This is a genomic window from Litoreibacter sp. JB4-2, from assembly GCF_055693445.1.
This window is the reverse complement of the sequence record NZ_CM146334.1, coordinates 60,180-78,900: the sequence shown is the minus strand read 5'-3', so window position 1 is coordinate 78,900 and position 18,721 is coordinate 60,180. Positions and strand designations below refer to the sequence as shown.

Genomic DNA, 18,721 nt, shown 5'->3' with positions numbered 1-18,721 from the left:
GCATCGCTTTCGCGGCCGTCTTCACACGACCGCCTGCGCATTATTCGTGCGATAGTTTTCGATCTGGTAAACAAAGTCAGCCTTTAGGCCGCGGCCATGCATTCAAAGTCGCGTTTGAGCTGTAACAGCGTGCTGACGGCTTCCAGCGCGGGTTCTGTGCCGCTTTCCATCGAGAGCAGCACGAGCTTATCGGCGCAGGCGAAGATGTCTTCTTGCCAGTCCGCGGGCACCGGCGCGGCCTCAAAAAGGGTGGTGAGGGTTTCGCCGGTTTGGGCACATTGGGTGAGCAGGGTTTCGGCAGCGTCGGGGCTGTCATCGGTGACAAGCTGCAGCATTTGCGTGGCGTCGCGGCACAGGAGGGTTATGGCGTCGGCATATGGGTCGTGCTGGGGTGGCTGTTGCGGGGGCGGCGGCGCAGGTGTTGGGATCGTCGGGGCGGCATCGAGGGCGTCGCGGTGCATCTCGACGAAAAGCGCGGCATTGTCGAGATCGGCGGCCTGGCCGGATTCGAGCCGCGCGCGCAGGTCGCGGATGACAGAGGCGAAGGTTTTATGCGCTGGGGCGTCCGGTTCGACATGGTAGAACGCGAGGAATTCGGCCTCTGATACGCTGGGCGCATCGGGCGTGGATGCGACCAGAAAGCTGTGATCTTTCAACAGGTTCGGGGCCGGTTCCCAAAGCGCCATTTCGCGGGCGTCAAAGCTGTCGCTACACCATAAGACGATGTCCATTTCCGCAAAGGCGAGCGGTGTGTCGGCGGTCAAATCCCAGGGCAGGATTGTCAAAGTGGCGGAATGAAGAAAAGGCACGCGGCGGTACAGCGTGACGGCGGCGGCTTGCGTTTCGAGCCCGGCCAGATCGACGCAGCGGCCATCCGGGAGCACCGCGATATCGCTGGCGTCAGACGCGTGGCTGAGGGTGACTGGTGCAATCGGCAGTGCGGGGAGGCAATCGCCGACAAGAGCGTGGATCAGAGCTTGTTTGTGCCCCTCATGGGGGCCGAGCAATGCCACGCGAACGGGCTTGCCCAATTGCGCCAAGAGGCGCGCGCCGCGTTCGCGGTCTTTTTCGCCCAGATCGGGGCTGGCGCAGAGCCGCGCCAGTTGTTCAACCACCACCTCATCCTGCATCGGACTACCCACGTGCCTTGCTGGCAAAGAAGCCGCGACCTTTGCTGGCCAATTGCGCGGGACCAGAGAAGAAACCGCGTGCTTTTGGCTTCTTTTCGGGTTCCGGTTCTACGTCCGGAACCGGGCGCAAAAGCGGGGTGGTTCCCAATGCAGCGGCATCTTGGCGGGCATGTTTGACCTGAACGACAGAGATCGTGACATTGTCGAGATCGGGGTCGTTGAGCATCATGAGATGCGCCATCAATGCATCCGCCACTTCGGTGCTGCGGCTAAGCGGACGGTCCCGCAACACGGTCTGGATCATCTCATCGCTGAGAAATTGCAGACCGTCACTGGCGACGATGACAGTGTCACCTGCTTGCAGGCGCACGGGTTCGGCCGGGCAATCGACATGCGGGATCGGCGCGCCGAACAGAGCGGAGGTCAACACGTTGCGGTCGGGATGGTTTTCGCCCTCTTCCTCGCTGAGCATACCTTTCTTGACCATCAGGTCGATCTGGCGCGCCATCGAGTGATCTTCATTGAGCTGCATCAGCACGCCGTCGCGAAACAAAAACAGCGGCGAGTCCCCGATTGAGACCCAGAACAAGGAGCCTTGCGTGACAACCGCAGAGACCAATGTTGATCCCATGCCCTTTGTGTCGGGATTGGCCTGCGCGTGGTTTTCAATACATTCATTGGCGTTTTTGGCGGCATTGCGCAGCGTCTCACACACGCCGGATGCGCCTTGCAACATGGCGTCGCGCTGAAATGTCAGCTCGCTGAACATGCGTGTGACGACGATCTTGCTGGCGATATCGCCCGCCGCATGTCCGCCCATACCATCGGCCAACACGACAAACCCCAGATCATCGCCGCTGGAAAATTCCGACACCATCGCATCTTCTTGATAGTCGCGCGCACCGCAGCTGATCGCCGAAGCAGCGTCAAAACTGAACTTTTGAGACTCATTAATCTGCACTATCTGACCTTTCCCATTTAAACGCGTCACCGCATAACGCCACAAACCGCAATGTCGTCTCGCCAATCCGCAGCGTGTCGCCGTGATGCAGTTCCTCGGTGCTGAGGACCGGGCGGCCATTCAACCGGATGATGTTGGATTTGCCGCCATGACCCATGAAAAACTTATTCTGTTCAGCGTCATAGGCGAGCGCCGCATGGCTTTGGCGCGAGATGCTGTTATCGCCGAAATCCAAGATGACGGCCTGATCATCGCCGCGCCCGATGGTGGAAACACCGTCTTGAATGGCGAAGGAGTGCCCTTCCCCGGGACCATCCGTGATAACAAGCCATCCGGTAGGATAGACGCTCATCAAGGCCGCTTTGGCGGCGGGAGGGGCCTGCATCGGGTCGAGGCCCGCATCATCGCCAGAATGAAAGCCCAACAGCCGTGTGCGGACACGACCCCCTTGCGCGCTGTGGGTTCCGCCGCGTCCGAAGGCTCAGGCGCGGGTTTGGCGGCCTGGCTTGCAGCGGCGCGGTTGATCGGCACGATATCCGCGTGATCCGGTGTCGGCGTGATCCGACGTTCCAGTCGCAGGGGCGTTCCGGACGGCTTTTGCGCCGAACCGCCTGATTTTTGCGACTGAATGAGCGCATGGGCCTTTGCCGCGCGTTCGGCCAAGGACAAGGCGTCTTCATCCGGGGCGACGGGCGCGGTTTTTGGCGCCTCTACCGCAGGCGCAGCCGGGTTGTTGGGATGTGGTTCGGCGTTCAGATGTGCAGCGGGCGCCTCGGGGAATGCGGGCTCTGGCGCAGGGTCTGCGTCGGCATGCGTCCAGACGTCTGGGGCTGTCGCTGGGTCTGCGTCTGGTTCGTCCTCATCGAAGAGCAGGTCAGCGTCCATGTCGTCGAATTCAAGCTCTTCCTTCATTTGTGAGGTCAGCTCGGATTGTTCCTCCGAGTAATGGTTGTCGAAGACTTTTTTAAACAGGGTCATCTTTTTGCTTTCCGGTTTGTCACAGAGGTTTGGATGCGTTTGTCGGGCTCACAGCTGTTGAGGCGGGTCGACCCCCAGCGCACCATGCGGGATCACGTCGGTCATTTTGTGCAGGAATGGTTCTGCCAAGGTGAGCAGCGCCGCCCCCGCCTTCGACCATCAACAGCAAGAAGGAGAGCACCAGCACCAGCGTGGCCGCCCCCCTGAGCTTGCTAGGCTGTCGGGCTTCGGCGATCGGCATATCGGGGATATCCGGGAATTCGATTTCGCCCGTGGGTGCGGCCTCAGCCGGGCTTGGTGTGATTTTCTTCTGTCCGATGGTGATCCGGCCGGGCTTGGCGAAGACAGGCAGCGCAGCCGCTTGGGCGGATGCGTTTTTGGCGTCGCGCGCCATTTCAAGCTCGATAATCTCATCAAGCTTCATCGGCTTGCGCTTGGTCTTTTTCGCAGGCTCTTTCGCGTTGGATTTGGCATCGCGGCTGCGCACAGATTGGCGGACAAAAGCAGCATTCTCGGGCGATACAGCGTCTGCATCATCACCACCGCCAGAGGGTGGTTGTTGGGAGATCAGCTCGACAACCGTTTGCTCGATATGCAGATCGCTTTGCGCCGCCGACAGCGCGACCTCACGCCGTCTGTCCGCGTCCACCAGCGTGCGCCATTCCGCCGCGGTTTGGATGCGATCAGCGGGGAAGACGTTCATCGCCTTGTCGATGGTTTCAAGGAAATTGGGCTCATAGCCGGTGATACGGCCTGCCAGCGGTTCATACGGGTCATGGGTGTGTGACGCGATTGCCGATAGCCGGGACTGGCTGTTGGGCGGCGGCGTGCCCGTGATGAGGTGGTAAAACGTGGCCGCGAGCGCGTAGAGATCGCTGCAGGGCGTCTGCTGGCTGCCGGCGATGTAGAATTCCTGCGGCGAATAGCCGTCTTTGACAACCAACAGGGCTGACAGGGCGCGGCTTTTCTTGCTGGCCTCTTCGCGCGCGGCGCCGAAATCGATCAGGATCGGGTCGCCCCATTTGTCGATCAGGATATTATCGGGCGAGATATCGCGGTGCAGCATATCCTGGCTGTGGACCGTCTCAATCGCGTCAAGGATCTTGAGCAGCAGCCCCTTGATCCGCTCGGGGCTGAGCGCCTTGGCGTCGCTTTCGATCGTGTCCAGCAGGTCGCGACCGTCAATGTGGTCGAGCGCCATATAGGCGGTGTCGTTATCCTCAAAGATCTGGTGAACACCGACGATATTGGGGTGTTTGAGCTTGGCGATGCTGCGCGCCTCGCGCATGAACATGTCGACCAGCGAATGGAATTCGGTCATATGTGAGCGCGACCGGGCGCGCACCGTTTTGTTGGTGCGGCTGCAGATCGCTTCGGGGAAACATTCCTTGATCACCACCATACGGTCGAGACTGTCATGGGCGCGATAAGTGATGCCGAAACCGCCCGAGCTGAGATAGCGCTCGATCACGTATTGACCGTTCAACAGCTGCGTGCCTGCGGGCAGCGCGTCATTGGGCGACGCGACCTCCGGCGGCTTTTGATATCTCTCCTGTGCTGCGCTCATATCCCTACACAATTCTGCGTTGCGGCCCCCACTGGTGGGCAAATCGAGACTATGTATGCCGTCCAGATTGTGTCTGAACGGGGGCAGTCATTTGGCTCAAGATAGACCTGTCCAGCCAAATAAATTCAATTTTTAGAATGATTTAGGTGTAGTTTCTTAGCGGCTCCACGCAAGCCTTTGACCGCGTTGGGAAAACCCCGCTGGGTCCAGATACGGCTGTCACGCGGGCGCGAACGAAGAGCGCATCTTGGCGGCCCAGTGTCCGTCTTCTTTGGTGAACACCCAGAGCGACCGGAAGGTTGCGATCACCTGATCATCGGCATCAAAGCGGATGATTTCGACATCAAGATGCACCTTCACCTCCGATGCTTGCGACAGGGTGACGGCGCCGAGGCCGGAGCGTGCCCAGTCTATGGTGGCGCGGGCGCGGAAATCGGCAAAATAGGTCTCGGGCGTGTCCCATTGAGTCAGCGCCGACCCGCTGAGACGGAGATGGGGGAAATGCAGCGTGCGCGCCAGAGCGTCTTCGTCATGGGCATTGAGCGCGTCGATATGTGCATGCAGTACAGCGATTGCTTGCGCGGCGGAAGCACCGGGAGCGTCGCTTTGCAGCCAATCCGCGATTTCGGCGCTGTGATCGCCAATGCCGGGCGCAGGTGTTTCGGGCGCGTAGGACGCAGCGCCACCAATGCGAAAGGGCAGTGTTGGTATCTGCGTGCCATCGGAAAGGGTTTGCACGAAGCCGCGCGTCTGGACCTGTTCGGAGGCAAGCGCTTCCGGCAGGCTGCGCAGCCGCGCGGACGGCACGCCTGCGGTTTGCAAGATATGTTCCCAGTCATGGGCGGTTTTCTTGGCCAGTTCGGCTTCAATTTCAGTACTGAGGCTGGCCGCATTCGCCTTGCGCGCGGCGCGTTCTGCGTAGCGTGGGTCCTTCAGCCAATCGGAGCGCCCCAAAGCGCCCGCAAGACTGACAAAATGGGAATCCTCATTCACGCCAAGCGAAATCGTGCCGTCTTTGCACGGGAAGCTTCCCGCCCCCGGGGAGCGGCTATTGGCAAGATTTCCGCGCCGCTTCGGCGCATTGCCGGTCTTGAGGTAGTCGGTGACGGTCGAGCTCATCAAACTCAGACCAGTTTCCAGCATTGAGACGTCGACAAAAGTACCGCGCCCGGTCTTGCGGCGCTCAAACAGGGCGGCCGAGACGGCGAAGCCTGCGGCAAGGGCAGTGCTATAGTCCAGCACCGGCGCGCCGGTACGGATCGGTCCGCTGTCTTGCGTGCCCGTGGCATCCATCAAGCCGCAGGAAGCCTGAATATTAACGTCATAGGCGGCGGTGTTTTCCTGCGGCCCGCCGCGCCCATAGCCGGTCATGGCGCAATGGATCAAATGCGGATGGCGCTCCGCGAGCGTTGCCTCATCCAACCCCAATGCGCGCATGGTTTCGGGGATATGGTTTTCGACCAACACATCCGCGCGGACCAGAAGCGCGTGAAAAAGCGCAAGCCCATCCGGCGTTTCAAGATCAAGCGCGAGGGATTTTTTGCCTGCGCCCTGGGTCAGGTAAGACGTGCTCATCGCGCGGCTGGCGGCCTCTGCATCGGTGCCGCCGCGATGCCGGATCGCATCGCCTTTATGGGGCGATTCCACCTTGATCACATCGGCACCCAGCAACCCCAAATAGTAGGAACAGGCAGGCCCGGCGAGCACATGGGTGAAATCGACGACCAACAAGTCTTCGAATGGTTTGGTTTGAGACATCTGCTCCCCCGTTTGCACCCCAGACTGTCCTGCCGGGGTGGTCCAAACAAGCTATTGCACTGCGCCGCATCAGCAAAGTAAATTTGAAACTGCGTGTTATGAGGATTTTGCATGCCAACCATCAAATCATTGCGTGCATTTGTTCTGACCATGGAACATGGGTCGCTGACATTGGCCTCTCAGGCGATGAATTTGAGCCAGCCGGCGGCGTCACGCCTGCTACAGCAATTGGAAGAAGAATTTGGCGCGCCGCTGTTTTTTCGCGACAGCAAGACCCTGGCCCCCAGCCGCGACGCGGAACTGTTCTACCCCGAGGCATCGCGCATATTGGCGTCGTTCGAAGAAGTGCCCGAGATTTTGCGGGCGCTTAAACATGACGAGACCCTGCCGCTCAAGGTGATGGTGCAAATGCGCTGCGCCTTGGGGCTGGCCACGCCTGCCCTTGCGAAGCTGAACCAAGAACACCCCGAGGTCGCGATTGAGCTGGCGGTTCACAAACGCACGGAGATGCGGCGGCGCATGATCTGGGATCGCTTCGACGTGGGCGTCTTCGCCCTGCCCCTGCATATCGACTTTGCCGAGACGCGCGTCCAACGTCGGATCAAATGCGATGTCCTTGTGCCTCTCGACCACCCGCTGGCAGGGCGCGACAGCCTGACCCCGGACGACCTTGACGGATATAACCACATCGCCGTGACCGCGCTATCGGGCAGAAGTGCCATTGAAGAAGCCATGGCGCAGGAAGGTTATGAGCTGCCGGTGGTGCACGAAGTGACCAACGCTTTTGCCGCCGTCAGCATGGTGCGTCAGGGCATGGGATACATGATTACTGACCGCTTCACGGTCGACGCTGTTCACATGGAGGCACTGACGCTGATCCCGCTATCGCCCGCGCCGACGATTGATTACGTGATCTGCGTCTCGCCAGAGATTCGGGACCACCCGATGAAAGATCGGCTTATCGCGATTCTAACCTCGATGCTGGATGCGCAAACGGGACAGCCGTCAGCATAACATTTTTGCATGCTACCTTAGAATTAATAGAATAGACAAATGTGCTTGCTGTTGGCAGCATACGTATACAAGGGACTCTACAGGTAATGCCTGCTCTACAGCTAAATTTTTAGGCGGTCTTATAAAACCGTTTACAGATTGGTTTTGGCACGCTTACCTCTTTTTACTTCTAGGGAGGAAGATATGAACTTTACGAAGAAAATCGCCGCAGGTATCGCGGCAACCGCAATGCTGGCCGGTGGCGCCGCGCTTGCTGACTACCCCGAAAAACCAATCAAAATCATGGTGGGCTTCTCCGCTGGCGGCGGCACAGACACCACCGCGCGCGGCTTCGCGTCCTACATGCACCAAGCGCCATCGATGAACGGCTTGCCCGCATATATTGTGAACCTGCCCGGCGCATCGGGCCAAAAAGCGGCCTCCGCCGTTCTGGACGAAGAGCGCGACGGCCACACGCTGTACATGATCAACATCGGCACATTCATCGCGGGTGAGCTGGCCAAGGGCGACGACCGCCCCTACCACATCCCGGATGATTTCGTGAACCCGGGCTGCGCCTCGCAGCTGGTGACATCGCTGCAGGTCCACACATCGAACGGCGCGATGACCGCAGAGGAGTTCGTTGCGGACGCAAAAGCCAACGACAAGGAAATCACATGGGGCACATCCGGTGCGGCGACAATGCACGCCACAATCGGCCATGTTTTCTTCGACGCCAACGGCATCAAGCACAAGAAAGTGCCGTTCAAAGGTGGTTCCAAAGCGCGGGCGGCACTGGTGTCACAGTCGGTTGACGCGGTCTTTGGTGGCGTGAACACGCTGCCGGGCTTTGAGGCCGACATTCGCGCCCTGGCAACTGCTGGCGCAGGGCGTGACCCGATGGCCCCTGACCTGCCAACATTCACCGAATCCGGCACACCTGGGATCGAGTTCACTGGGCTGATGTGCCTGTTTGCCGCCAATGGCGTCTCGGACGAAGTCAAAGAAGACGTAGGCGCTGCCATCGAAGCGGTTGCCGCGATTGAGGGCTACGGCAAATTCATGGACAAGAATGACCTGGCGGCCTTCTACACCAGCGCTGCTGACGCTACCGCTGCGCAGGACGTCATGTTTGACGTTATGGGCCCAGTGGTCGCAGAAATCATCGCAAACCAATAAATTTGGATGCGACGCAGGGCAGGCTCTAGAAGGGCCTGCCCTGTTTTTTCTTGCGTGATTTCACCGTCCCAAACGCGGGCGGGAAGCGGACACGCAACACCGGGGAGGGGCAGATGGACAATCATGATTATAAAATAAAGGTCGAATACGGCGTCAGTATCGTCGTCTTACTGGTCGGTCTGTTCTTCGTGTTTCAGGCGTTCACGATTGAAACCTCCCGCGAGGCAATTGGCCCGCGCACCATGCCGATGATGCTGGCCGTGTCACTGGTCTTGGGCGGGCTTTGGCTGGGCTTTCGCGCCTTTAGCGGCCGCATCGGCGATCTGAAGGAAGGCTACGGCTTTCAAGAAAGCAACGTGCCACGCATTTTCGCAGTGGTCTGCAGCGGAGCGCTGTTTGTGTTGCTGTTCTGGGCCGTGGGCTACTTCACCGCACTTATTATCACATTCATCGTCGCACTGTTTGTTTTTGGAGTACGCAACTGGGTCGCCATGATCTTGGGTGGCGTGATCCTCGCCTTTGCGTTCCAGCTGCTCTTTATGGGCGTGATGCGACTGAATGACCCGAAAGGCGCGCTGATCGACATGCGTCCCTACACCAACTGGATTACGGGAGCGACCTGAAATGATGCAGAACCAATGCGCTGACCTTCTGGAGTGGTTCAACTCCATGGGTTTTCTGTCGATCTTCTACGACATTTCCTGCGGCTTCGTGATCCTGTTCAACGATCCGTTTGCCCTGATCTTCGTCCTTTTGGCCGCTGTGGTCGGCATCGTCTTTGGCGCGCTGCCGGGTCTGACGGCGGCGGCGGCTATTGCGATGATGCTGCCCATCCTGATCACCTATAACGACGAGATTGGCGGCCTTGCGGGGCTGGCCTTTCTGTACGTGATCGGCAAATCGGGCCGCTATGGCGGCTCTATCGCGGCCATTTTGTTCAATACGCCCGGCACGGCGGCGTCGGCTGCCACCATGCAGGACGGCTATCCGATGACCCAGAAGGGCCAAGCGGGTAAAGCGTTGAAAACCGCCACCGTGGCGTCGGCCTATGGCGACTATTTTGGCGAGATCGTGTTGATCTTCGGGGCTGTGTCCATCGCGGCCTTCACGCGCACATTTGGCCCGCCTGAAAACTTCGCGATCTACCTGATGGCCTTTGTCGTGATCGGCTCCGTCGTCAGTGACAGCATCATCAAAGGCGTATTGTCGACGCTGTTCGGGGCCGTTGTTGGCCTAATTGGCGAAGACGTCATCACCGGCCAGTTCAAGATGACAATGGGCGTGGACGAGCTGGAAAGCGGCATGGCACTGGTGCCGCTGCTGATCGGGGTGTTCGTGATCTCGGAAGTGATCATTCAGGCTGAGAAAGCCGCCAAGGTGAAGATGATTGATCTGGCACCCGCGGGCGATGTTGACCCCACGGCGCATTACTTTACTTGGCCCGAATTCAAGCGATGTATCCCGTTGATGTTTAGGTCCTCGATCTACGGATCGCTGATCGGGATGATGCCGGGGCTTGGGTCCTCTGTTGCGTGTTTCGTGGCTTACGGCGAGGAAAAGCGCCGCGCCAAGAACAAGAACGAATGGGGCACCGGCGTGGTGGAGGGCATTGCAGCCCCGGAAAGCGCCAATAACGCGGTGTCCGGCCCGTCGATGATCCCGCTGCTGACGCTAGGGATCCCCGGCTCTACCATTGCAGCGGTGTTGATCGGGATGTTTCTGGTGAACGGGTTGCAACCTGGGCCCACGATCTTCGCGTCTGAACCGCCGCTCTTCATGGGCGGGCAACTAATCAGCCCGCGTGAGTTCATCTTCGGCGTCTTTGCCGCCGGGCTGATCGGGATCGCCTGCTATGCCATCATCGGCTATTTCGCAGCGCCTTTCGTTGGCAAGCTGATCTCGCTGTTGCCCACGCAATACCTGTACCCGTTCATCTTCATGACGGCGCTGGGAGCGAGCTATTCGTCGCGCGCGTCGATCTGGGATGTGGGCTTTGCGCTTCTGTTTGGGGTGATCGGCTACGCGATGCGGCGCACGAACTTCTCAGCCGCGGCCTTCATCATTGCCTTCGTTCTGACGGCCAGCATGGAGGAGGCGTTCCGCCAGTCGATGATCATCTCCGACACTGGCTTCTGGGTGTTCCTGAGCTTTGAATACCAAGGCAAGTTCTCCTACGCGCCGGTGTTCCTGCTGATCGGGGCCGCCGTGGTGTTCTTCCGCACTTGGAGCACCTACCGGGCAAAAGGGGCCGAGGAGGCCTGACGTGACAGGGGCAGATTTCGATCTTCGTTATGTGCCCCTGTTCCTTTCTGGCCTTGCCGGCGGGGCGGCTGCCTACCTGCTAGGATTTCCGATGCCGTTCATGCTGGGCGGGATCGTGGGGACCGCCGGGTTTGTTCTGTGGTATGAGCGCGACGGCAGGCCGCAACTGCCTAAGCTGTCGCGCTGGGTGCGCCTGCTGTTCGCTGCCATCATTGGCGCAATGATCGGCACACGGTTTTCCCCTGAGCTTTTGTCGCTGCTGCCGCAGTTCTGGATTTCACTGCCGATGATTTTTGTGTTCATCCTGACGGCCCATGCCGGGAATTACGCGATCATGCGCCGTCTGGGCGGCTATGAAAAACGCGACGCGTTCTTCGCCGGGCTGCCGGGCGGCATTGTCGATTCTGCGATTTTGGCGGAGCAGGCCGGGGCCGACCTGCGCGTCGTGACCACGCAGCATTTCATCCGCATCATCTTGGTGGTGGGCAGCGTGCCACTGCTGTTTTGGTTTGTGGAGGGCAACGCCGTGGGCTCCCTCGCGGGGGAGACGCTGGCGGCGGCGCAATATGACCTTGCCGACGTCGCCTTGATCCTGGCGATTGCAATGGCAGGCCTGTTTGCCGGGCGCAAAATAGGCCTGCCAGTGGCGCATCTGACGGGCCCGTTGATCTTGGGCCTGGCCTTGTCCGTTTCGGGGGCCGTGTCGGTCGACATCCCCGCCTGGCTGCAAAACCTGGCGCAGTTCATGATCGGCACCTCGCTGGGCGCGCAGTTTTCGGGCGTATCGCGCAAAGTGCTGGCGCGCGGGCTGGGCACCGGGCTGGTCTCGGGCGTTTACATGCTGCTGCTCGCCTGCGCCGCGGCGGCGGTATTGGTGAACCATGTGCCCGCCGGGTTTGCGCCGCTGTTTATCAGCTTCGCCGCGGGCGGGCTGGCGGAGATGAGCCTGATCGCGCTGACGCTGAATTTCAACCCGGTGGTGGTGGCGCTGCACCATCTGGCCCGCATCGTGCTGACCATCTGGACCGGCTCGGTCCTGGCGCGCCGCCTGTTTGATCTGGAAAAAGCGCCGTGAATTTAGACCGCCTGCCCTATCGCGGTTTTGCGATTGCGCTTGTTCCGGCGGCCATTGGCGGCGCGATCTGGGCGAGCCTTGGGCTGCCGCTGGCCTGGCTGATGGGCGCCGCGGTCGTGACCGGTATCTTAAGCTTTCGGGGGCTGTCGGTCGATCTGCCCAACATTTGGTACCGCCCGTCGTTGGCGGTGATCGGCGCGGGCGTGGGGCTGACGATTACCCCTGCTGTGGCGCTGGAGATCGGGCGCTGGTTCCCGCTGATGGCGGTGATGGGGTTTGCCGGGGTGGTCCTTGCCGCGCTGATCACCCCCGTCGTCGCAAAGCGCGGCCAGATGGAGCCCAGCACCGCCTTTTTCTCGCTTATGCCTGGCGGCGTCATCGAGATGGCCAATATCGGCGGGCCGCATGGCGCAGACCGCACCACGATTGCCACGCTCCACGCGATCCGCGTCGCCTTGGTGGTGGGCATCCTGCCCCTGGCGCTGTATTTTTTCTTTCCCCAAAGCGGCACCCTGACCGAGGCGGCGGGCTTGGCATTGGTCCCTTTGGCGTTGACGCTGGCCGTGGCGCTTTTGGGCGGATGGGTCGGGGCGCGGGTCAAATTGCCCGCCTCCTGGCTGCTTGGGGCTTTGATTGCCGTGGCGGGCCTGACCGCAACAGGGGCCGTGTCAGGACAAATTCCCGCGCCCCTGATGGCCGCCGCGCAGGTGATCGTCGGCATCTCACTCGGCGCGAAGTTCAAGCGTGAGCGCTTGCGCCGCCTGCCCCGCGCCATGGCCGTGGGCGGCGCCGCGTTGCTGGCAATCATCATCATCATGGCGGGCTTGGGCATTCTGTTTTCCCAGTTTCTGCCGATGGACGCGCCGACCATGGTGCTGGCTTTTTCCATTGGCGGCCTGGCCGAGATGGTGCTGACCGCCCGCGCTTTAGAGCTTGATATGGCCATGGTCGCCGCCTTCCAATCCATCCGGGCCGTTCTGGTCAACAGCTTCGCGGGGCTGATCTGGAACCGCCTGTCTTCGCACTTCAATCAAGGGAACTGATCCAAATGTCTGTCGCACAAAACGCATTCGCCACCATGCCCGAGGGCACCACAATCACGGAAGAGGCCGCGCAATTTATCGAAAGCGTCACGTTTGAGGATATCCCCGAAGACGCGCTGCATATCGGCAAGCGCTGTATCATCGACGGGCTTGGGCTATATGTTGCGGGCGGTGAGGAGCATTCACTGGAAATCCTGATCGCCGAGGCACAAAGCGTCGGTGGGCGTGAGGATGCCAATCTGCTGACCACCGACACCCGCGTTCCCGCCCCGATGGCGGCCCGTGTGCTTGGCACAGCAGGGCATGCGCATGACTGGGATGACAGCCAGGTCAGCATCGACCCGGCGCATATTTACGGGCTGCTCACCCACCCGACCATCCCGCCACTGACCTCTACAATCATCATGTCGCAAACGCTGGGGCCCGTGTCCGGGCGGGAATTCATGCTGGCCTTCCAAACCGGGTTTGAGGTGGAATGCAAAATCTCAGAATGGATGCTGCCGCAGCACTATATGTCGGGCATGCATTCCTCTGGTACAGTGGGCACGCTCGGTGCCTTTGCCACGGCGGCCAAGCTGATGGGACTTTCGGGCGACGAGCTGCGGTCTGGCATTGGCATCGCGGCAAGCCTTGCCGCCGGTATTCGCTGCAACTTTGGCACCATGACCAAACCGCTGCATGTGGGCCGCGCCGTGGAAAACGGCATCACCGCCGCACAGCTGGCCGCGCGCGGCTTTTCGGCAGACCCGCAGGCGCTGGATGGGCCTTGGGGCTTTATGGCGGTGCAAGGCGGCGGGTGCAGCCCCGAAAAGCTGTCGCAGGGCTTTGGCAAGACATGGACCATGGTTGAGCCTGGCGTTTCGATCAAACCCTACCCGTGCGGCGTGCTGACCCACCCGACAATTGACCTGATGCAGCGTTTGGTGGTCGAGGCCGACATCCAGCCAGATGATATCAACACTGTGACCGTGCATGCAGGCACCAACATATTGAAGCCAATCCGGTATCCGATTGCAGAAAACCATCTGCAGGCGAAATTCTCTCTGCCCGCGGCGCTGTCGATGATCGCGCTTGCGCGTAAGGCCGGAAAGGTCGAATTCTCCGACGCGTTTGTGGGATCAGACGCGATGCAGGCCATGCAGCGCCGGATGCGCACCGAGCTGGACCCCGCGATTGAGGCGCAGGGTTTTGACAAGATGCGGTCCCGCATCACGATCACCCTGAAAGACGGCAAGGAGGTCGCGGGCTGGGCGGATGAGCGTTACCGCGGCGGGCCGGAAAACCCGCTGACCGACGCTGAGGTCGAAGACAAGGCGCGGTCCTGCTGCGACGGCGTGCTGAGCGAGGCCCAGCAAGAGGCGCTTCTAAAACACGCATGGGACGTGCTTGATTTGGAAGACGCGGGCACAACCTTTGCCAATGCGTTGAACGGAACCGCCTAAGCGCCTGCAACCCGGAGCGGTTCATAGGAGACCATGACGTGCTCGGCATAGGTCGGGCGCGTGCAAAGCCGGTCATAGTAGGCTTGCAAATGGGGCAGCTCCGCCCGGTCGAAATCTACGGTGAAGTAGCGATAGAGCTGCGTGCCGAACGTGATATCGGCCAGCGTCATGTGCGGCCCCGCAAGCCAGCCATTTCGAGCTATCTGTGTGTCGGCGATGCCCATGAGCGTTTTCAGCTCCGCCGCGCCTTCTGCGATTTTGGCGTGGTCACGATCTTGCTTGCTGGTGCGCACCATTTGCCAGAAGACCTTATAGATCACGGCCGGGGCGACATTTACCTTGGCCCATTCCATCCATTTATCGATCGGAGCGCGCGCCACGGGATCGGCGGGCCACAGCTCCGCTGCGCCATTTTTGGCGGCCAAGTAGCGCAAGATCGCCTGGCTTTCGAACAGGGCCAAACCATCATCTTCCAGCACCGGCACCTGCCCCATCGGGTTCATTGCCAGAAAATCCGGATCATCATTACCGCCAAATGCGCCACCTACATCGAGACGTTTATGTGGCAGTCCCATTTCCGCGATGCCCCACATCACGGCCTGAACATTGCTTGACGTGACGCGCCCGTGAAGTGTCAGCATGTCTTTGCCTTCCGTCTTTCTGATCCCTGTTTGCGCGAAGTGTGACGCAGATTGCGCTCAGCCCCAATAGCCGATTGGGGTTTGGGTCCCAATCGACAACGCGGGGCATGCTCTGTCACCCCGAATGTGACGGACCAATGCGCACCAAGTGGTTGTCCCATGCAAGCGCATGCTGCGCCCCTGTGCCGGGGCTGGACGACCAGAGGGTTCCATTCCCTGATGACACAAGGAAACCATCGCTGAGGGCGGCTATACCACCTGCGTCCGAAATGGCAGTTTGCCCCTGCATCTCACCCCCTTTGACATCGAAGACCTGCACGACATTTCCGCGTGGGGAGGTGACGGCCAACTCGGCGCCGTCTTTAGAAAAAGCGATGCTGCCGACATAATCGTTCAATGCGCGCACGTCCTTTTGGCTTGCCTTGGCCAGCATCGGCATGTGCCCCCGGCGGTGCAGCCCGACCAGCGATGTGGGCGGTGTATTGCCTTGCCATTGCATGCCAAACCCCACCAAACCAGAGCGCGCAACGGCCAAATGACGTATCGAATTCCGACGTTGGCGTTTGGCCAGCTCGACCGTTTCTGCCACGGCGTCATCCTCAACATAGGCGAGGTTGGGACGCATTGTCGGCAGGTTGAGCTTGGTACGACCGGTATCGGGATGCGTGGCGATGCCCCCGTTGGCGATGACCAAAATATCGGAGCCGGGCAGCCGTTTGATGTCATGGGGGCCCACACCGCCGCTGGGGAACTCACCGACCCGCTTATAGGTCTTCGCTGCGTCCCAGACGCCGATGCGGCCTTCGCCGGCCTCAAAATCATTCTCCGTCGTATAGAGCAGCGACCCGTCTTGGGAGAACGCGCCATGGCCGTAGAAATGCCGCGCCGGTGGCGCCTGCAGCCGCGCCATGACGTCGCCGGAGCGGCAGTCAATCACCAAGGCGAAAGTGCCTGGGCGGCGAGCAAAGGCCACGGCTTCGGGTCGGGATGGATGGGCGGCGGCGGCGTGCCCCCTGTCCGGAAGTGGAATTTGGAACCCAATGCTCAAATCGGACCCAATGCCGCAGAGCGCGTAGGACCCGTTGCGCAAGGCAGCAGCACTCAGGTACGCGGGGGCGCCTGCGTCTGCCCATGACGCTTTGGGCGCAAGCCCAGTGGCCAGCAGACCCGCCAAAACGGCGCGGCGTTTGGGATGCGGCATCGCTCAGTCCCCGTCCAGCGCGTTGAACCCGGCGGCCACGCCCAAATGTGGTCCCAACTGGTCGCGCACCACAGTTCGGATGGTATCGACAGATTGTTGGGTGACCTCGACCTTGAGGCGGTCTTGCGGATCGCTGACGCGTGCGAAGGCCGGGTCGTCCAAGGCAGTCAGCAGATTTTCTGTGCGGGCGAAGGCAGCTTCTAAATCTGCGGTGAGCTGCGCGTCACCTTGCGCCAGCCTGTTGGCAATGTCTTGCGCGGCGGAAATCGCCAGCATCACATGCCGGGCGGATCGTCCGGAGCGTCGCGCCTCTGCGCGGTTTGGGCGGGGGCGGTCGAATGTGCCTAAAGGACGGCCCAGCCGTGCTTCGGACGTGAATTGCAGGCCGGTGGAGAGAGCTTTGAACAGCTCTTGCACGGCCTCGGCATCTGAGCGGTAGGTGCCGTCCGGTGTTGGTTTGGTCAGCAAGGACGCATAGCCAGTGCGCCAGTCTGCGTCGATATCAGCTGAGGTTCTTGCTATATCAGCGGCGACGGCTTGGACCAACTGGCAGCGGTAGTCTGCGCTTCCCAAGCTCATCACGTCGTCGTCATAGAGCAGAAATTCCAACGCGTAAAAACCGCGCGCCGCGATGGAGGCGTCCGTGAAGCTTGTGGCATTTTCTACAATCGGATCCTCTTCGGTGATTAGCCGGGACAACGCTTTGGGCGCCGCGCCGCGTGGGTCGGGCCAGAAGGCCAAGGCAAAGGCGTGGTCGTTTCTTTCTGACGGTCCGAAGCGCAGATGGCTGACCGCGATCCATGCGTCAAATGCGGCGCCATACGCGTCCCGCAGGGGCTGCGAGTCTGGCGCGCAATGTTCTGACACGGTCTTGGACAAGGTTTGCGTCGCGTCTGCCAAAACTGCGTAGCGGGGCAGGATATGCGCTGAAACGACATCTTCGACGATCTGATCCAAAGGCGCAGCCGTGACAGGCGTGGCGGCCAGAAGGGCTGCGGCGAGGATATGTTTCATAGGCTATCCAAAAACGCGATCAGGGCGTCGCGGTCAGACTTGGGCATTTTGGTCACGGCATCGCGCTGCGACTGCGCTTCGCCGCCATGCCAGAGAATGGCCTCAAGCAGGCTGCGCGCGCGCCCATCATGCAGGAAATAGGTGTGGCCGCTGACGCGTTCGGTCAGGCCAATCCCCCAGAGCGGCGGCGTGCGCCATTCGCGTCCCGTGGCGCGGGCTTCTGGCCGGTTATCGGCCAGCCCTTCGCCCATGTCGTGCAGCAGCATATCGGTATAGGGCCAGATCAGCTGGAAACTTTGCTCCGCCTGATCTTCTAGCCTGTGGGTCACGTAACTTGGCTGGTGACAGGCCGTGCAGCCAGTTTCATAGAACAGCTTCTTGCCGCGCAGGACGGTTGGATCACCCACGTTGCGACGTGCAGGCACGCCCAGATTGCGGCTGTAAAACGTCACCAGATCAAGGCCTTGCGCATCGATCTCAAACCCGCGCGCGTCATCGCCGCCTTGGGGTGCAGTTTGGCATTCGGCTTGGGCATCGGTGCATTCGCCGGCATGCGCGGGGAAGATCGGGTTGGAGATGCCGATATCGCCCGCAAAGGCCCCAGCGCTTTGTTCGCGCACGGTCGGGCTGCCGGCTTTCAGGCCGAAACGGCCCAGCATGGGTCGATCAAACTCATGCGACCACACGATATTGGCGCGACCCGAAATACCTTCCCCATCTGCATCATCGGGGTCGGTCAGAGCCAAGATATCAGCGGCGGGGATCGCTTCCAGCAGGCCAAGACCGATCATCTGCGGGGCCACGCGCGGGCTGAGCATGGCGTCCGGATGCAAGGGGCCGTAGCCCAGATTGGCAGCGCTGTAGGTGGGGTGGCGCAATGTGGCCGTCTCACCGTCTGAGAGCTGTACCATTTCTTCGGAATAGGTGACTTCAAACTTGTATTCGGCGGGATGGCCCGGCACTGCGAAGTCCTGCAGTTGCGTGCCATAGGTCGGGTCCGGCAAGGTCGCGATATAGTCTTCAATTTGCGAAATCGCGTCCCCTGGCCCACCTGGGATGGAGACACGCAGGAAAATAGAAACCGCGTTATCTTCAGCGTTTTCAGGGGGATGGCCCCGGCCATCCTTGATGTGGCACCGCTGGCAAGACCGCGCATTGTAGAGCGGCCCCAACCCGTCGGAGGCCAGGGTTGAAGATGGCGACGAAACCCAGAGCTTGCGAAACAAACCATTGCCGACTTTGAAATCGAGCTGATCTTCAAAGCTGATATTGCCGGAGGCCTGCGAAAACGCATCCGCGTTGTTGCGCGCCCGAACCGTGGCGGCCCCGGCGCTGCGTTCTTCGAACTTCGACGGGGCGGTGAAATCGGTCGGTGCGGCGGTAACGCGGGCGATGCGCGCCGCCTCTTCTGTCGTGCGCGGAATGATGTTGAGATGCGGCTCATCCAACGGACCCGCAGACGCCGCTGACGCCAATA

Annotated in this window: 17 protein-coding genes; 7 read left to right on the top strand and 10 right to left on the bottom strand. The window is 60.6% G+C overall.

Annotation, left to right across the window (positions count from 1 at the left end; genetic code table 11):
- Positions 1-83: 83 nt before the first annotated feature.
- The 6 genes from ACZ1G7_RS00415 to ACZ1G7_RS00390 all read right to left on the bottom strand — a co-directional run bounded on the left by ACZ1G7_RS00415 (position 84) and on the right by ACZ1G7_RS00390 (position 6,394).
- Positions 84-1,130, bottom strand: coding sequence for a hypothetical protein (locus tag ACZ1G7_RS00415; RefSeq protein ID WP_472661389.1), 1,047 nt, complete (start codon positions 1,128-1,130; stop codon positions 84-86).
- A gap of 4 nt (positions 1,131-1,134) precedes the next feature.
- Positions 1,135-2,091 (bottom strand): PP2C family protein-serine/threonine phosphatase, encoded by a 957-nt coding sequence (locus ACZ1G7_RS00410; protein WP_472661387.1) that lies wholly within the window; start codon positions 2,089-2,091, stop codon positions 1,135-1,137.
- Positions 2,081-2,443, bottom strand: coding sequence for an FHA domain-containing protein (locus ACZ1G7_RS00405; protein ID WP_472661385.1), 363 nt, complete (start codon positions 2,441-2,443; stop codon positions 2,081-2,083). The genes ACZ1G7_RS00410 and ACZ1G7_RS00405 overlap by 11 nt, the downstream gene beginning before the upstream one ends.
- The gene (locus ACZ1G7_RS00400) at positions 2,443-3,069 is read right to left on the bottom strand and encodes a hypothetical protein (protein ID WP_472661383.1); all 627 of its coding nucleotides are present in this window, start codon (positions 3,067-3,069) and stop codon (positions 2,443-2,445) included. The genes ACZ1G7_RS00405 and ACZ1G7_RS00400 overlap by 1 nt, the downstream gene beginning before the upstream one ends.
- Before the next feature lie 19 nt (positions 3,070-3,088).
- Positions 3,089-4,636, bottom strand: a complete 1,548-nt coding sequence (locus ACZ1G7_RS00395; protein WP_472661381.1) for a serine/threonine protein kinase — start codon at positions 4,634-4,636, stop codon at positions 3,089-3,091.
- Positions 4,637-4,855: 219 nt separating this feature from the next.
- Positions 4,856-6,394 (bottom strand): CaiB/BaiF CoA transferase family protein, encoded by a 1,539-nt coding sequence (locus ACZ1G7_RS00390; protein ID WP_472661379.1) that lies wholly within the window; start codon positions 6,392-6,394, stop codon positions 4,856-4,858.
- A gap of 111 nt (positions 6,395-6,505) precedes the next feature.
- On the opposite strand from ACZ1G7_RS00390, the gene ACZ1G7_RS00385 reads away from it, so the two are divergent.
- From ACZ1G7_RS00385 to ACZ1G7_RS00355, 7 genes are all read left to right on the top strand, one after another.
- Complete coding sequence (locus ACZ1G7_RS00385) at positions 6,506-7,408, top strand: LysR family transcriptional regulator (RefSeq protein ID WP_472661377.1); 903 nt, start codon at positions 6,506-6,508, stop codon at positions 7,406-7,408.
- A 183-nt stretch (positions 7,409-7,591) separates the two neighbouring features.
- Positions 7,592-8,566 carry a tripartite tricarboxylate transporter substrate binding protein gene (locus tag ACZ1G7_RS00380; protein ID WP_472661375.1) on the top strand — a complete coding sequence of 325 codons (975 nt, stop codon included), beginning with the start codon at positions 7,592-7,594 and terminating at the stop codon, positions 8,564-8,566.
- Positions 8,567-8,679: 113 nt separating this feature from the next.
- Positions 8,680-9,189 (top strand): tripartite tricarboxylate transporter TctB family protein, encoded by a 510-nt coding sequence (locus ACZ1G7_RS00375; RefSeq protein WP_472661374.1) that lies wholly within the window; start codon positions 8,680-8,682, stop codon positions 9,187-9,189.
- A 1-nt stretch (position 9,190) separates the two neighbouring features.
- Positions 9,191-10,828: a tripartite tricarboxylate transporter permease gene (locus tag ACZ1G7_RS00370; protein WP_472661372.1), complete on the top strand. Its 1,638-nt coding sequence runs from the start codon at positions 9,191-9,193 to the stop codon at positions 10,826-10,828.
- Between the two features lies 1 nt (position 10,829).
- Positions 10,830-11,903: an AbrB family transcriptional regulator gene (locus ACZ1G7_RS00365; RefSeq protein WP_472661371.1), complete on the top strand. Its 1,074-nt coding sequence runs from the start codon at positions 10,830-10,832 to the stop codon at positions 11,901-11,903.
- Positions 11,900-12,946, top strand: coding sequence for an AbrB family transcriptional regulator (locus tag ACZ1G7_RS00360; protein ID WP_472661369.1), 1,047 nt, complete (start codon positions 11,900-11,902; stop codon positions 12,944-12,946). The genes ACZ1G7_RS00365 and ACZ1G7_RS00360 overlap by 4 nt, the downstream gene beginning before the upstream one ends.
- A 5-nt stretch (positions 12,947-12,951) precedes the next feature.
- Positions 12,952-14,388: an MmgE/PrpD family protein gene (locus ACZ1G7_RS00355; protein ID WP_472661367.1), complete on the top strand. Its 1,437-nt coding sequence runs from the start codon at positions 12,952-12,954 to the stop codon at positions 14,386-14,388.
- Here ACZ1G7_RS00355 and ACZ1G7_RS00350 read toward each other — a convergent pair.
- From ACZ1G7_RS00350 to ACZ1G7_RS00335, 4 genes are all read right to left on the bottom strand, one after another.
- Positions 14,385-15,029: a glutathione S-transferase family protein gene (locus ACZ1G7_RS00350; RefSeq protein WP_472661365.1), complete on the bottom strand. Its 645-nt coding sequence runs from the start codon at positions 15,027-15,029 to the stop codon at positions 14,385-14,387. The genes ACZ1G7_RS00355 and ACZ1G7_RS00350 overlap by 4 nt on opposite strands.
- Positions 15,030-15,144: 115 nt before the next feature.
- Positions 15,145-16,230, bottom strand: coding sequence for a DUF1513 domain-containing protein (locus ACZ1G7_RS00345; protein WP_472661363.1), 1,086 nt, complete (start codon positions 16,228-16,230; stop codon positions 15,145-15,147).
- 3 nt (positions 16,231-16,233) lie between these two features.
- The gene (locus tag ACZ1G7_RS00340; protein WP_472661361.1) at positions 16,234-17,244 is read right to left on the bottom strand and encodes an imelysin family protein; all 1,011 of its coding nucleotides are present in this window, start codon (positions 17,242-17,244) and stop codon (positions 16,234-16,236) included.
- The gene (locus ACZ1G7_RS00335) at positions 17,241-18,719 is read right to left on the bottom strand and encodes a di-heme oxidoreductase family protein (RefSeq protein WP_472663774.1); all 1,479 of its coding nucleotides are present in this window, start codon (positions 18,717-18,719) and stop codon (positions 17,241-17,243) included. Before ACZ1G7_RS00335 ends, ACZ1G7_RS00340 begins: the two co-directional genes overlap by 4 nt.
- Between the last annotated feature and the right edge of the window lie 2 nt (positions 18,720-18,721).